Source organism: Cupriavidus sp. C2SS-8b (genome assembly GCF_057073745.1).
In genome coordinates, this window is sequence record NZ_CP172717.1 from 832,892 (window position 1) to 846,935 (window position 14,044).

16 protein-coding genes are annotated in these 14,044 nt (G+C 67.6%); 2 read left to right on the forward strand and 14 right to left on the reverse strand.

The window, feature by feature from the left end; genetic code table 11:
• Position 1: 1 nt before the first annotated feature.
• The 8 genes from ACIGJB_RS20750 to ACIGJB_RS20785 form a co-directional block, all read right to left on the reverse strand.
• Positions 2–1,375 (reverse strand): amidohydrolase family protein, encoded by a 1,374-nt coding sequence (locus ACIGJB_RS20750; RefSeq protein WP_483734172.1) that lies wholly within the window; start codon positions 1,373–1,375, stop codon positions 2–4.
• 91 nt (positions 1,376–1,466) lie between these two features.
• Positions 1,467–3,164, reverse strand: coding sequence for a GMC family oxidoreductase (locus tag ACIGJB_RS20755; RefSeq protein WP_483734173.1), 1,698 nt, complete (start codon positions 3,162–3,164; stop codon positions 1,467–1,469).
• The gene (locus ACIGJB_RS20760) at positions 3,161–4,066 is read right to left on the reverse strand and encodes an NAD(P)-dependent oxidoreductase (RefSeq protein ID WP_483734174.1); all 906 of its coding nucleotides are present in this window, start codon (positions 4,064–4,066) and stop codon (positions 3,161–3,163) included. The genes ACIGJB_RS20755 and ACIGJB_RS20760 overlap by 4 nt, the downstream gene beginning before the upstream one ends.
• 64 nt (positions 4,067–4,130) lie before the next feature.
• Complete coding sequence (locus ACIGJB_RS20765; protein WP_483734175.1) at positions 4,131–4,433, reverse strand: YciI family protein; 303 nt, start codon at positions 4,431–4,433, stop codon at positions 4,131–4,133.
• A gap of 24 nt (positions 4,434–4,457) precedes the next feature.
• Positions 4,458–4,805, reverse strand: coding sequence for a YciI family protein (locus tag ACIGJB_RS20770; protein ID WP_483734176.1), 348 nt, complete (start codon positions 4,803–4,805; stop codon positions 4,458–4,460).
• 511 nt (positions 4,806–5,316) lie between these two features.
• Entirely contained in the window at positions 5,317–5,994 is a 678-nt protein-coding gene (locus ACIGJB_RS20775; RefSeq protein ID WP_483734177.1) for a hydrolase, read from the reverse strand.
• Between the two features lie 100 nt (positions 5,995–6,094).
• On the reverse strand, positions 6,095–6,976 hold the full coding sequence (locus tag ACIGJB_RS20780) for a pirin family protein (RefSeq protein ID WP_483734178.1): 882 nt from the start codon (positions 6,974–6,976) through the stop codon (positions 6,095–6,097).
• Positions 6,977–7,156: 180 nt separating this feature from the next.
• Positions 7,157–7,321 carry a hypothetical protein gene (locus ACIGJB_RS20785; protein ID WP_483734179.1) on the reverse strand — a complete coding sequence of 55 codons (165 nt, stop codon included), beginning with the start codon at positions 7,319–7,321 and terminating at the stop codon, positions 7,157–7,159.
• Between the two features lie 747 nt (positions 7,322–8,068).
• Between ACIGJB_RS20785 and ACIGJB_RS20790 the strand changes: the two genes are divergently transcribed.
• On the forward strand, positions 8,069–9,733 hold the full coding sequence (locus tag ACIGJB_RS20790) for an AMP-binding protein (RefSeq protein WP_483734180.1): 1,665 nt from the start codon (positions 8,069–8,071) through the stop codon (positions 9,731–9,733).
• A gap of 173 nt (positions 9,734–9,906) precedes the next feature.
• Positions 9,907–10,638 (forward strand): BON domain-containing protein, encoded by a 732-nt coding sequence (locus ACIGJB_RS20795; protein ID WP_483734181.1) that lies wholly within the window; start codon positions 9,907–9,909, stop codon positions 10,636–10,638.
• Positions 10,639–10,724: 86 nt separating this feature from the next.
• Here ACIGJB_RS20795 and ACIGJB_RS20800 read toward each other — a convergent pair whose 3' ends face one another.
• From ACIGJB_RS20800 to ACIGJB_RS20825, 6 genes are all read right to left on the reverse strand, one after another.
• Positions 10,725–11,276, reverse strand: a complete 552-nt coding sequence (locus tag ACIGJB_RS20800; RefSeq protein WP_483734182.1) for a hypothetical protein — start codon at positions 11,274–11,276, stop codon at positions 10,725–10,727.
• Between the two features lie 73 nt (positions 11,277–11,349).
• A complete protein-coding gene (locus tag ACIGJB_RS20805) occupies positions 11,350–11,682 on the reverse strand; it encodes a DUF2322 family protein (protein WP_483734183.1) in 333 nt (110 codons plus the stop codon).
• Between the two features lie 113 nt (positions 11,683–11,795).
• Positions 11,796–12,683 carry a c-type cytochrome gene (locus tag ACIGJB_RS20810; protein ID WP_483734184.1) on the reverse strand — a complete coding sequence of 296 codons (888 nt, stop codon included), beginning with the start codon at positions 12,681–12,683 and terminating at the stop codon, positions 11,796–11,798.
• A 127-nt stretch (positions 12,684–12,810) separates the two neighbouring features.
• Positions 12,811–13,173: a LysR substrate-binding domain-containing protein gene (locus tag ACIGJB_RS20815; protein ID WP_483734185.1), complete on the reverse strand. Its 363-nt coding sequence runs from the start codon at positions 13,171–13,173 to the stop codon at positions 12,811–12,813.
• A 284-nt stretch (positions 13,174–13,457) separates the two neighbouring features.
• The gene (locus ACIGJB_RS20820) at positions 13,458–13,718 is read right to left on the reverse strand and encodes a hypothetical protein (RefSeq protein ID WP_483734186.1); all 261 of its coding nucleotides are present in this window, start codon (positions 13,716–13,718) and stop codon (positions 13,458–13,460) included.
• A gap of 39 nt (positions 13,719–13,757) precedes the next feature.
• Positions 13,758–14,018, reverse strand: coding sequence for a hypothetical protein (locus ACIGJB_RS20825; RefSeq protein WP_483734187.1), 261 nt, complete (start codon positions 14,016–14,018; stop codon positions 13,758–13,760).
• Between the last annotated feature and the right edge of the window lie 26 nt (positions 14,019–14,044).

The window sequence follows — 14,044 nt, forward strand, 5'->3', positions numbered from 1 at the left end:
TTCAGTGAGCGGCCTGGTAGGGCGCGGGGATAAAGCGTCCGCCGGGCGCAACGCCGGCCAGCGCCAGCACGCGGTCGCGCGAACGCTCGAGCTCGCCGATCAGGCGGGCCACGTCCACGTTGACCAGCTTGCCTTGGCGCTTGACCGCCTTGCCGGCGACCCAGACGGAATCGACCAGGCCCGGGTGGCCGGCCAGCACCACCGCGCCGACCGGGTTGTTCAGCGGCGCCATTTCAAGGTTGTCGGCGCGCAGCATGCACAGGTCGGCTTCCTTGCCGGGCGTGAGCGAGCCAATGCGGTCCTCCATGCCGAGCGCGCGCGCGCCGTTGATGGTGGCAAAGGCCAGTACGTCGCTGGTATCGATGGGCAGGCGCTGCACCGTGGTGCCGGCCTGGTCGGCATGGTGGTGGGCCCAGGCACGTTCGAGCAGCAGCACCGTGCGCATGACCTGGAACAGGTGGCCGCTGTTGGAGGTCACGATATCGACGCCGAGCGTCGGTGCCAGGCCTGCCTTGATCAGGCGGCCGGTGGCGGGCCAGCCATGGCCCATCTGCAGTTCGATATCGGGCGTCATCGAGGCCCACGCGCCGTGGTCCGCCATGATGCGGAACTCGTCGTCCGCGAGCGAGTTGCAGTGCACGCAGACCACGCCTTCGAGCAGGCCCTGTTGCGCGAGCCACGCCACCGGACGGTTCTTGCCCCACGCCCCGTCGCCGACGTGCACGGAGATCAGGGCGTCGATGTCGCGCGCCAGCGCCCAGTCGTCGACCGTCACGGATTCGGTCGCATACTGCGGTCCGCGCAGCGCCATGCCCATCTGCACCAGGCCGTCGGCATCGGAGAAGTATTCCTGCTTGACGCGGTACGCGTCGCGCGAGGTTGGCAGGTTGCTGACCGGCAGCCATTCGGCGTTGGAATTGCCGTAGCACATGACGAAGCGGCCGCCCGAATCGCGCAGGCCATTGACGGCGCCATCGGTGTGCGCCGGCGTGTTCATGTTGTGCGACCAGTCCAGCACGGTGGTAATGCCGGCATTGAGCGCTTCGCACGCGCCCGCGAGGTTGGACGTGTACATGTCCTCCGCACAGAAATGCTCGCCCAGCTGGCCGCGCACGCCGGCGAAATACTGGTCCAGCGTCCAGTCGGCGGCGATATTGCGCAGCGTGGTCTGCCAGACATGGCGGTGGGTATCGACCATGCCAGGCATGACGATGGTGCCGGTGCCGTCGATGATCTCGGCGCCGCCGGCCTCCAGGCCGGTGCCGACCGCGGCAATCTTGCTGCCTTCGATCAGGATGTCGCCATGGTCAAGGTCGCCGAGCTTCGGGTCGACGGTAATGACCGTGGCATTGCGGATGAGGGTGCGTTTCAGCATGGGTGTCTCCCTTGTTTTTTATGGGGTTTGGCGAATGTTCAGGCGTTCGGTGCTTGCGAATGAAGGTGAAGCCTGGGTGCCGCGCATCGAGTCAGGCGAGCAGGTGTTGGGCGATTTTTTCGGCCACCATGATGGTCGGCAGGTGGGTGTTGGCGCTCGGCACGGACGGCATGATGGACGCGTCCGCCACATAGAGCCCGTGCATGCCGTGCAGTTGCCCGTGTGGATCGACCACGGCGAACGGATCGCGTGCGGCGCCCATGCGGCAGGTGCCGCTGACGTGCCCGGTGCCGCTGATGCTGCTGCGCGCATAGTCGGCCAGCCGTTCCTCGCTGCGCAGCATGTCGGCGGCCGGCGTCATCTTCGACAGGCGTGTGATGGTGCGTTGTCCGAGCCGCGGCAGCGCGTCGATGAGTCCGGCCGCGACCGCCGCGCGCATGGCGTTGGCGCGGGTCGGTTCGTTGAAGCGCATAAGCCGGCTCAGGTTGCCGGCATCGCCGAGCACATAGGGCGTGCCGCATACCGTGCCGAGTTCCGGAAACAGCGACGCGGTAAAGCGGAACGCGTCCGTCATGCGCGCCAGGTCGCGCGCATCAGAGAGCAGGTTAAAGGCGACCACGCTCTCGGCCTGCGGGCTTTTCGGGCATAGCGTCACCGTGCCACGCGACCACGGCTTGTTCAGGACCGGCGCGAGCGATGCCATGCGGTGGCCCAGCGCATGCCATGACAGCCAGCTGCGGACATACATGCCCATGTCGCCGGGCGTACCGCCATCCGTGCCGGAACTCCATCGCAGCGTGGTCGCGCAGGCGGGGCGCACGCCGGGCCGTTCGCGTCCACCAGGCCGCAGGAACGACACTACATAGAGGATGGCGTGGTTCTGCAGGTTGCGGCCCACGCCCAGGCGGTCCAGCACGGGCGCGATCCCCGCCTGCGCCAGGTCGTGCGCGGGTCCGATGCCGGAGCGCAGCAGCAGCGCGGGGCTGCGCAGCGCGCCCGCGGCCAGCAGTACGCGGCGCGCGCGGATCTCGCGCGTGGTGCCCTGCGCATCGGTGGCGACGACGCCAACGCAGCGCAGCGCGCCGTCGTGCCGTTCGGTCAGCAGCCGCGTGACCGTGGTGCCGGCCTGCACCGACAGGTTGCCGCGCGCGCGCGCCGCCGCATCCAGGTAGCAGATGCCTGCCGAGCCGCGCTTGTCGTCGAAGCGGCTGATGGGCAGCGTGCCGTGACCATCGCCGAAATCGGCGTTCATGTCGGCGACATGGCCAAGGTTGCGTGCCTGCACCACGGCCTGCAGCCGCGTGGCCAGCGGCGACCAGCGCTGCGGCGGCTCGCGCCGGATTGGCACCGGGCCATCCTGTCCGTGCAGCGGGCCCTGGAAGTCCTGGTCGGCTTCGAGCTTGCGGAAGTAGGGCAGGACGTCGTCCCAGCCCCAACCGGTGGCGCCCTGGCGCGCCCAGTCGTCGTAGTCATCGGGCCGGCCGCGCAGCGCGAACATGCCCATGATCTGCGACGTGCCGCCAAGCACGCGGCCCTGCGGGAAGAACGACGGCGCGCCCGCCGACGCGCTGCCCCAATGCACGCGCGTGTCAGGCCACGTATAGGCCGGGTTGAAGGTCGACAACGGGAAGATGCTGCGGATGTCCTCGGGCTCTTCGCCGGGCCGGATGTCGTTGCCGGCTTCCAGCAGCAAGACGCGGTTGCCCGGATGCGCCGACAGCCGGTTGGCCAGCACGGAGCCGGCGGCGCCAGCGCCAACGATCAGGTAGTCCCATTCAGTCATCGTCATGGCGTCGACTGTCCGGAAGGCGCCGCGCGCGGCACGGGGCCGGTGCCGGCCAAGGCTTCGGCAGTGAGCACGCCGGCAATGTAGTCGAGCTCGCCGCGGCCCTGCGCGATGGACGCCGTGTTGAGCTGGCTGGCCAGCGCGGCGAGCGGCAACGGCACGCTGGCGTCGCTGCCGGCTGCCAGGATCAGGCGCAGGTCCTTGGCCATCTGCTCGCACGAGAACAGCGGACGGAAGTCGCGTTCGCGCAGCGACGCAGTCTTGACCTTGAGCAGCGGAGAGGCCACCGCACTGCTTTGCATCACGTCGAGCATGTCTTCCCACGCAATGCCGCCCTTGCTGCCGAGCGCCAGCGCCTCGCCCATCATGGCCGCGGTGGCGGCGACCATCAGGTTCAGCACCAGCTTCATGCTGCGCGCCTGCTCCGCCGTGCCGACGTAGTGGATGCGCTCGCCCCATTGCGCCAGCAGCGGGCGTGCCGCTTCGAAAGCATCGGCCGGGCCCGACACGATGGTGGTCAGTGCGCGCGCCTGCGCCTGCACCGGCGTGCCGGATACCGGTGCGCGCAGGTACTGCACGCCGGCCGCCTGCGCGGCCCGTGCCACGGTGGCCGATGCCTGCGGCGAGACGGTACTGGTATCGACATAGATCATTCCCGCGGGCGCACTTTCGATGACCTGGGCGGCGACGGCCAGCAACGCGGCATCGTCCGGCAAGGACGTCACCACCGCCTGTGCGCCCGCTGCCGCGTCCGCAGGGAGCGGCACCGGCGTCGCCCCCAGTTCCCGGGCGCGTTCGCGCGCCTCGGCCTGCGGTTCGACCACGCTGACGGCGTGCCCGGCGGCCAGCACGCTCGCCAGCATGGGCAGGCCCATTTTTCCCGCCCCGATCCAGCCAAGTTTCATGCTGCGCTCCGGTGGTCGCGGTGGTCGCGGTGGTAGCGGATGCGTCCGGCTATTACTGCGCCGTTCATTGCGCGGCTCCGGCGGCGCGGTCGTCCACGCGCTTGTAGAACGCATGGATATGCACGGCTTCCCAGATGCCCAGTGCCCAGAACGGGTCGTTGCGGTTGAAGGCCTCCACTTCGGCGCGGGTATCGGCTTCGACCAGGAAGAAGCTGCCGATCATGTCGGTGCCGGTATCGTCCACCAGCGGTCCCGAGACCAGCGTGCGGATCGGATGACTGCTCAGGTATTGCCGGTGCTTGTCCACGTGCGCAGTGCGCGTCGCGAGCATGCCGGGCTTGTCGACGGCATAGATGATCCAGTGCATGGCGGTCTGGCCTTTCGAGTAGGTTCAGATGGGATTGACGGAAGCGGTGGGGCCGTTCGGATTGCCGAAGGTCCAGTCCCAGCGCCGGATTTCCACGCTGGCGAAGAGGCCGGCGTGTGCATACGGGTCGGCCTGGCTGAAAGCAAGCACGTCCTCGTAGCATGCGGCGGCCACCACCAGCAGCGAGCCGTTCATGGTGGTGCTGTCGCGTTCGAGCGAGGCGCCGCTGAGCACCACCGTCACGCGCTCGTGCCGGCCACGCAGCCAGTCGCGGTGGCGTGCGCGTGTTGCCACGCGCAGGGGCAGGGCGCCGGGCTTGTCGGTGCCGATCACCATGAAGTACAGCGGTGCCGGCGGGCTGGCGCCGGTCATGCCGCGTCCTCCTGCCGGTACGGCAAGTTGAAGGGATACATGGAGTTCCTGCTTGTCTCTGTCGTTTTATTTATCGTACGAACGTGCGAACGTTCGAACATTATGTCGAGTATAGCGGCGTCATGGACGATGTCAACATTCGGATGACGCGGAACAGGCTGCCGCCGCAGCCCCGCGCTAAAGCGGGGCCGCTGCGGCATGCGCTTGGGCGGGAGGCAGGTGAATGGGCTCGGATGCCCCGGAGCGAGGGCTTGAGCGGGCGAGGAGGAGGTCGCGCTGCGGGACGTCGGCGCGGGCTCGGCGGCCCTGCGCATGGTGGTGAGTGACTACGTCGGCAATCGGAGATCGGCGATTGAAGCGATGCCGAGCACGCGTCCTGGCGTAGGCCAGGCCAGAAGCAGGCTTGCGCGTTCGAAGGACAACTGAGCGCGCCGCCGGACAGCAGTGGCGCGCACTACCGTCGTTCTCGCCTGCGCGGGAACGACGGGGGTTCAACTGCTGCGACCGGGTCTCAGCGCGCCGAATCCAGGACTTCGCCGTCCTTCTGCACGGCCTGCGCCTTCATATAGCTTTCGATCAGCAACTGGTAGGCCGGGAAGATCTTCGTGTAGACCTCGGCCCATTGCAGTGCGTCATCGCGGTTCCAGGTGTGCTGCAGTTCCGAGGCGACGGCTGCCGTATCCATCGGTACGACGCCGGCCTGCACCACGCGCGCCAGCGTGATTTCCTGCGCCATCTTCGAGTACGTGCCCGAGGCATCGACCACCGCAAAGACCTTGTAGCCGTCGGCCACGGCGCTGATGGCCGGGAAGGCCATGCATACGCTGGTGATGGTGCCGGCGATGATCAGCGTCTTCTTGCCGGTGGCTTCGACGGCGGCGACGAATTCGGGGTTGTCCCAGGCGTTGATCTCGCCCTTGCGTGCGACGTATTTCGCGTGCGGGGCGTTTTCGTGGATCTCGGGGATCAGCGGACCGTTCGGGCCTTGCGGCACCGAGGCAGTAGTGATGACCGGTAGTTTGCTCAGCGTCGCCATCTTGGCCAGCGCGGCGGCGCGCTGGCGCAGTTCGGGCATCGGCATGTCGCCCACGGTCTGGAACAGGCCGCTCTGGTGGTCGATCAGCAGCATGGCCGTATCGGCCGGATCAATGACGGGGCGCTTGCCGTTGAAGTTGGCAGGGCTGCTCATGGTGAATCTCCTTGAACGTCGGGTGCCTGGGCACAGGCTGTCGTTGAAGCCCGCCACCGGTCGGCGGCGGGCGATAGAGCGTGGGCGAAGCCCACGGAAACTAGCTGTTGGCGGGCTGGCGCGCCATGCTGGCGAAGCGGCCGCTGTTGAGGTCGCCCAGCGCCTGCTGGATTTCCTGCTCGGTGTTCATCACGAACGGGCCATAGCCGACGATCGGTTCATCGATCGGCTCGCCCGCCAGCAGGATCACCGTGGCATCGGTGCTGGCTTCGACACAGGTGCCTTCGCCGGCACGGTCGAGCAGGACCATCTGCGCTTCGCCGGCTACGGTGTCGCCATTGACGCGCACGGTGCCGCGCAGCACGATCAGCGCGGCGTTCCAGCCATCGGGCACCGGCAGCTCGTTGATGCCGCCCTGGTTCAGGCGCATGTCCCACACCTGCAGCGGCGTAAAGGTATGCGCGGGTCCGGCATGGCCGTCGAAGCCACCGGCGATCACGCGCACGGTGCCGGCACCGGCCGGCAGCGCCACGGCGGGAATGTCGTCGCTGGTGATGGCCTGGTAACCCGGCGTCGCCATCTTGTCGCGCGCCGGCAGGTTCACCCACAACTGCACCATCTCGAGCGGCCCGCCCGATTCGGAGAACGCCTTCGAGTGGAACTCTTCATGCAGGATGCCCGCACCAGCCGTCATCCACTGCACGTCGCCGGGGCCGATCACGCCGCCCTGGCCGGTCGAGTCGCGGTGCGCGACTTCGCCCTTGTAGACGATGGTCACGGTCTCGAAGCCGCGGTGCGGATGCACGCCCACGCCACGCGGCTGGCTGGTCGGCGTGAAGTCGGCCGGACCGGCGTAGTCGAGCAGCAGGAACGGGCTGAGCTGCTTGCCGTGGCTCTGGTAGGAAAACATCGAACGGACCGGGAAGCCATCGCCTACCCAGTGGGGACGCGGAGCGCTGTAGACGCCGAGGATTCTCTTCATTGCCATCTCCTTCTGTTTCGCTGACCGGCGGTGCCGGGTCGATGGAGAAAGCATAGAACTGGGACGAAACGAGTTGTAGACCCCTGAATCCGTTATCAGAGTTCTACCAGAGGAACGATGAAGAGGGGTGCCAGCGTCTTCGCGGCGATCCGCCGTGGCGACGCCGGCACCTTGGGGATATCAGCGCGGTTGCAGGCGGCAGCCGCGCAGCATCGCGCCCAGACGCTTCAGCGCGCGGCGCAGGCGTCCCGGGCGGGACAGGTCGCGCATGGCGCGCAGGCGGTCGGCGTCGTGCGCGGCTACGTCGGGGTGGCGGAAGTCAGGCAGCAGGATTGAGAACTTCATGGCAGGTTTCCGATGGGATTCCCGATCCGGCGCCAACGTTCAGTGTTGCGGCGGCCGGAAGCGGGAGCTTGCGGGAACGGCGCGCGGGCAGGCCCCGGTGCGCGCCGGCGTCGGTAAGGGACTACAAGGGTCGTCGGGCATGGAAAGCTCCGGTTCAGGTGGATCGGCATGGGCGATACGCGTGCCGGCAAGGCTCGCGCAAGGCGCACGGCTGCGGCCACGGACGGCATGCGTGCGCATGCTGGCGGCAGGCCAGGTCGGGCAAAGCGGGCATGCGCGGCCACTCGCGGCGACTTGTGGCGCGAGCGTGCCGGACATGCGATGCAAATTCGAGTGGTGCGGGAGAAACGTGCGCGGCGAATGCCGCGATCGATGCGCACCGTCAGGCAATTCCTGCCAGACGGTGGCCCTTTGATGTGGTGCTGGCGCAAGCGTCAGCAGTGCGGAGGGATGCGGGTCTGGCGAGGGTTACCGGTGATGTCCGTCAGGACAACTGGCTGAGTCCAATTGGAACCCCAAGGCTTTAAACAGCGCGCAGTCTAGCCCTGCAGGCAGGAAGCGTCAACCTTCGCGGCCCGGCGAAAGTGCCGGACGCCGCGCACATGGCAAAAACCGTCAGCGGTGCTGGTGCAATCGGCTATTGCCGCGTGCAGGCCGCTGGCACACACTCGTGCAGCACAGGCGCGTGCCCCAGGGCGAGCTCAATGCACCGCGCCGCAGAACAGCTATGACAAGGTTGGAGACACCATGCGCGACTACACCGAAGCCTTTTCCGGATTCTCATACCCGGACACCGTCAGCCGCCAGCTGCACGGCAATCTCGATGCCATCAATGCCTGCGTGGAGTGTTGCGACCGGCATGCGCTGCCGGGCCGCATCGCCCTGTTCTGGGAAGGGCGCGACGGGACTTCCGAGACCTGGACGTTCACGCAACTGCAGGCGCTCTCCGCGCAGGTGGCGGGCTTCCTGAAGGCGCAGGGCGTGCAGCCGGGCGATCGCGTGGCCGGCCTGCTGCCGCGCACGCCGGAACTGCTCGCCACCATTCTCGGCGTGTGGCGGGCCGGTGCGGTCTACCAGCCACTGTTCACCGCGTTCGGACCCAAGGCCATCGAGCACCGGCTGAACACCTCGGGCGCGAAGCTGGTGGTAACCGATGGCGCCAACCGCGGCAAGCTCGACGATGTCGCCGACTGTCCGCCTATCCTCACCGTGGCCGGCGAGAAGGGCCGCGGCCTAGTGCGCGGCGATTTCAGCTTCTGGGCCGAAGTGGAGCGGCAGCCCGCGCAGTTCGAGCCCGTCATGCGGCGCGGCGACGATCCGTTCCTGATGATGTTCACCTCGGGCACCACCGGGCCGGCCAAGCCGCTGCAGGTGCCGCTGAAGGCTATCGTGGCGTTCGCGGGCTATATGCGCGACGCGGTCGACCTGCGCGAGCAGGACGCCTTCTGGAACCTGGCCGATCCCGGCTGGGCCTATGGGCTGTATTACGCGGTGACCGGGCCCCTCGCGCTGGGCCATCCGACCACGTTCTACGATGGCCCGTTCACGATCGAAAGCACATGCCGCGTGATCCGGAAATACGGCATCACCAACCTGGCCGGTTCGCCTACCGCCTACCGTTTGCTGATCGCGGCCGGCAAGGCGGTGTCGGGACCGCTGCGCGGCCAGCTGCGCGCGGTCAGCAGCGCCGGCGAGCCGCTCAACCCGGAAGTCATCCGCTGGTTCGCCAACGAGCTGGGCGTGACCATCCATGACCACTATGGCCAGACCGAAACCGGCATGGTGCTGTGCAATCACCATGCGCTGGCGCATACGGTGCGCATGGGCGCGGCCGGCTTTGCCAGCCCGGGCCACCGCGTGGTGGTGCTGGACGACGAGCACCGCGAACTCCCCGCGGGCCAGCCGGGCACGCTGGCGCTGGATCTCACGCAGTCGCCGATGTGCTGGTTCCCCGGCTACCACGGCACGGCCACGCGCGCCTTTGTCGGCAACTACTACCTGACCGGCGATTCCGCCGAGCTCAACGACGATGGCAGCATCAGCTTCATCGGCCGCGCCGACGACGTCATCACCACCTCGGGTTACCGGGTCGGGCCGTTCGACGTGGAGAGCGCGCTGATCGAGCATCCGGCCGTGGTCGAAACCGCCGTGATCGGCAAGCCCGATCCGGAGCGCACGGAACTGATCAAGGCCTTCGTCGTGCTCGATCCGCAATACCGGCCGACGCCGGAACTGGCCGAGGAATTGCGCCTGCATGTGCGCAATCGCCTGGCGGCCCACGCCTACCCGCGCGAGATCGAGTTCCTGGCGGAACTGCCCAAGACGCCGAGCGGCAAGGTGCAGCGCTTTATCCTGCGCAACCAGGAGGTGGCCAAGGCGCGCGACGCGCAAGGCCTCGCCCCGGCGGCCTGACGCCGCCAGCGGCCCGCCAACGCGTCAGGAAGGCCGCCATACGGCTTCCTATAATGGGGAGGCGGCGCCGGCCTGCTATGGGTCATCGGTAGCAGGCCGGCGCCGCGCCAGGCGTGCCGGCAGGCAGGGGCGCGCTCCTTCCCAGCTCCAGACCATCAGGCGAGGCAGACATCATGCAGAGTAGCGAAGCGGTGCTGACGCAGGCGCGCGCAGCATTAGCACATGTGCCTTATCAGGGTCACCACCTCCATCCCGAGATCCATTTGCGGCTTTCCGACGGCGCGCTGATCCTGGAAGGCGAGGTGGCGGACATTGTCGACAAGACGCGTGCGGCCGCCCTGGTGCGGCGCGTGGATGGGGTGACCAGCGTAATCGACCACCTGCGCGTGGCCGACGGCACCACACCGGTAGGGGACGGCGAGCTGCGCGATGCGGTCTGCGAGCGCTTGCTGAACGCTATCGATTTCCGCAATTGCAAGATCTGCGCGAAGGTGAAGGGACAGCTCGAGCCCATGCGCGAGGCCGTGGGCGAGCGTAGCGGCTGGATCGAGGTGGCCGCCAGCAACGGCGTGGTCACGCTCAGCGGGCAAGTCATCAGCCTGTCGCATATGCGCCTGGCCGGCGTGCTGGCGTGGTGGTCGCGTGGTTGCCGCTGCGTCGTCAATGAACTGGTGGTGGCACCGGCCGAGACCGATCGCGACGACGAGATCACCGAGGCGCTGATGCTTGTGCTGGAAACCGATCCGTTCGTCGATGCGGGCCGCATCACCGCTCGCACCGAGAACCATGTCGTGACGCTCGAAGGCTATGCGGCGACCGACTATGCGCGCAAGCAGATCGAGCGCGACGCCTGGTATGTGCACGGCGTGGAGAACGTCGTGAACCATATCGCGCTGCGGAACTGAGCGGCGGCGGCCTGGTGGATGGCGGCTTCGTGGGAGGCTGCGCCAGGCCTGGTCCGCATGACGAGAATCAGGCCCTGGTCGGTCCCTTACAACGGCGCCGGCTGCTTCGGAGCCGGCGCGGCCGGAGCGGCGGGCTTGGTCTCGGCGGGCGTGCCGCTGTAAGCGAAGTACTTTGCCTTGGCGCCCCTGGCCCAGTACGCGACGGTGAAATGCTTGCCGTCGCGCGCAGACAGCAGCTCAAGGCTGCCGTTGGCCGCTGCCCATTCGGCATAGGCATTCTCGGCATTGGCTTCGGTCTTGCGCTTCGACTCATAGCGCGCGTCAAGCTTGCCGGTCACCACTTGCAGCGCCGAGTGGTCGAAGGTCAGGCTGACCAGCGCCACGGTGTCCTGGGCATCGCAGTTGACGATTGCGCGGCTCAGGCCCGGCAGGTTGAACCGGTCGAGGTTCCGGAGTTCGATGGCGTCTCCGCCGGCCCACGGCGTCTTGCCGGTCGTTACGCGGTTCGGGCCCGGGGTCAGCCGCGCGCAGTGCGTCTTGCCGAGTTCCAGGCCGAGCGGTGCGGCGAGGTTGCCCGGCGTTTCGGCACAGGCGATGGACGCCGAAAACGCGGCGGCGAACAGGAAAACCTTCTTCATTTGGGCAATTCTCCGGGCGGAATCTGGAGAGTCTTACGGCGCGTTGATGCGGTCACTTGATAGCCGGACGGCTTCAGGCCTTGGCTACCACGTCGATGCGCAGCGCCTGTGCGCCCGCGACGATTGCCAGCAGGCGGTCGACGTTCGGATGGGCGCCGGGGCGATTGCGGGCGTCGAGGGTATGTTCGGCGAACAGCGCCAGGCCATATTCCGCCGCCTTGGCATCGAGCGTGCCGAAGGCCTGTTGCAGGTAGTGATACACGGCCAGCGAGCCCTGCTTGCCCGGCTGGTTTTCGATGCTGGCCTCCACCGCGCCGCTGCCGTCGATCAGGTCGATGCGCGCGACGGCGTCGATCGCGGGCATCTGGGCGAGGTTGTCCTTGAATACAGGCGTGGGCTGGATCACTGAAGCACTCCGTTGGTTGGTAAAACGGGGCGTATCTTATCCGATCCCGGACGCGCCTCGGCACCAGGCGCGATCCGCCGTGGCCAGCGGACCGCGCAAGGGGCCAGTTAGCGTTACTGCCGAGGCCCGGCAGCGGTGGCTTCGGGTTTGCGGTGGGTCGCCATGTGATGGAAATAAGCAAGCAGGTCCCGGAGTTCGGCATCGGGCAGTGTCTGCGGGTCGATCGAGGGCATGCGGGCCTCGGGCCACCAGCGCAGCGACTGCGGATTGCGGATCAGCCCCGCGAGCTTGTCGTCGCCGAGATATTCGACCGGGCTGTATGGCAGGTTCAGGTCTGGGCCGAGGTGGGAGTCGCCCTCGCGGTTCAGCGAATGGCAGGACAGGCAGACGCGCTGGAACGCCGCAAAGCCGCGCATGACCGGGCCATCGGCGGGCAATCCCGCGGCCGGACGGATGGCCGGATAGCGCGCGGCGGGCGAAGCGGCAATGTCAATGCGCTCGATGTTATAGGTCCAGTAGCTCTCCGTGACCTTTCCGGCGCGTCCGGCCGGACCGGTCCATACCAGCCGGAACGGTCCGATGCCCTGGCCCTTGAGCTTTGGCCACGGCGCGGCGGGATTCTCGACCGCCAGCCACGCACGCGGCTGCGCCTTGCCCTCGGCCAGCAGCATGGCCATCGGCAGGTGCGACACGTAGCCGTCGGAGGCTGCCGTGGTGGCGCTGCCATCGGCCGTCGCCGGCAGACCGGCGAGCAGGGCGGCGAACGGGATCGCCTTGAGGGTCACGCGCTGCTTCAGGTTCTCGTCCTCGACACTGATGTCGGCGAGGCGGCGGTCATGCAGCAGCTGGTCGACCGTCCAGCTTCGTTGCTGCGTGCCTGACGTAATGGTCAGCGTACCGGGGCCAGCCGCGACCGCCGGCGCCGCCAGCGTTGCCATGCCGATTGCCATGGCGGCCGCGAAGCCGATCCTGCCCAACGTCCTTGCTATCCACGCGTTCATGCCTTGGTCTCCCGCGCCCGGGATCATGCCGCCGGCCCCCTGGCCTGGTGCGGTCCTGTCCGGACGCGGATCAGACTGTAACCCGCCGCGCGCGCTGGCTCAATTGGGTGAGGGGCACCGTAAAGCGCTAACGTCCCGCCGCCACCAGCGCCTCCATAAACCCCTGCTGCATCGGCGTTTGCTCGGCATCGCGGTGCCGCAACACGCCGACCGTGCCCTCGCGCCGGTATGGAAGCGGCAACGGCACCACCTGGCCCAGCGCGTGGAAGAACTTCGTCATCCGTCCTGACATCACTGCCAGCAGTTCACCTTGCTGCAAGAGCGACACATTGGCCAGCACGGTGGCGCTCTCGATACGGACCGTGGGCGCAGGCTCGCCGGCCAGTGCGAGTTCATAGTCAAGCTCGCGCCGGATCTGGCTGTTCACCGGTGGCCCGAACCAGGTATAGGGCCGATGCCTTGCACCTCGGTGCGCCCAGTCACGAAGCACCTGACCCTTGCCGAAGGCACGGTGGAAGACATGCTGCCCGCGCTGCGAGAGGGGCGGCTGGACTGACGTACCGCTGCGCTGCGACTTGCTGTATCCCGAAACCCATCCGCGTCATCGCCGGCCTCACGCATCCACTGGCGCGACGGCGCAAGCTCAGGTGGGAAGAGACGCGGGACCGTCCATGAAAGGACGGTCCTTCAAGACGGGCCCGACGCCAGGCGCCCGGCCAGCCTGAAACGGAGCGCGTGGACTGGCGCCGGCGGCTCCGTCCTCTGCGGCGCGGCTCAGTGCTGCAAGGCCGCGACCACGCCCCCCACGTTATTGATCGTGTTGGTCACGGTCTTCATGTCGACGCTGGTGCGGGTCGAGGCGTCGGCCTGCGTGACCGGCGCGAAGATCGTGTTCGGGCTGGCGAACGAGACGCCAGCGCCGTTGGTGATGGCGTTGATGCCGGAGTTCACGAAGACGCTGCCGCCGCGTACGGCGCCCATCTTGGCGTGGTCGAGGTCTTGTTCGAGCGGCAGGTTCTGGATGGTCAAGGACATGATGGTCTCCTGGGAAGGTGGCGTGGATTGGGTGCGGGATCAGTGCTGCAGCGCCTGGACGATGCCGCCGACGTTGTTGAGCATGTTGTTGACGGTCTTCATGTCGACGCTGGTGCGGGTCGACGCATCGACTTGCGTGACCGGCGCGACGATCGTGTTCGGGCTGGCGAACGAGACGCCCGAGCCGCCGGTGATGGCATTGATGGCGGAATTGACGAAGACGCTGCCGCCGCGCACGGTGCCCATCCTGGCGTGGTCGAGGTCTTGTTCGAGGGGCAGGTTCTGGATGGTGAGGGACATGATTAACTCCTTGATGGTCTGGCTTG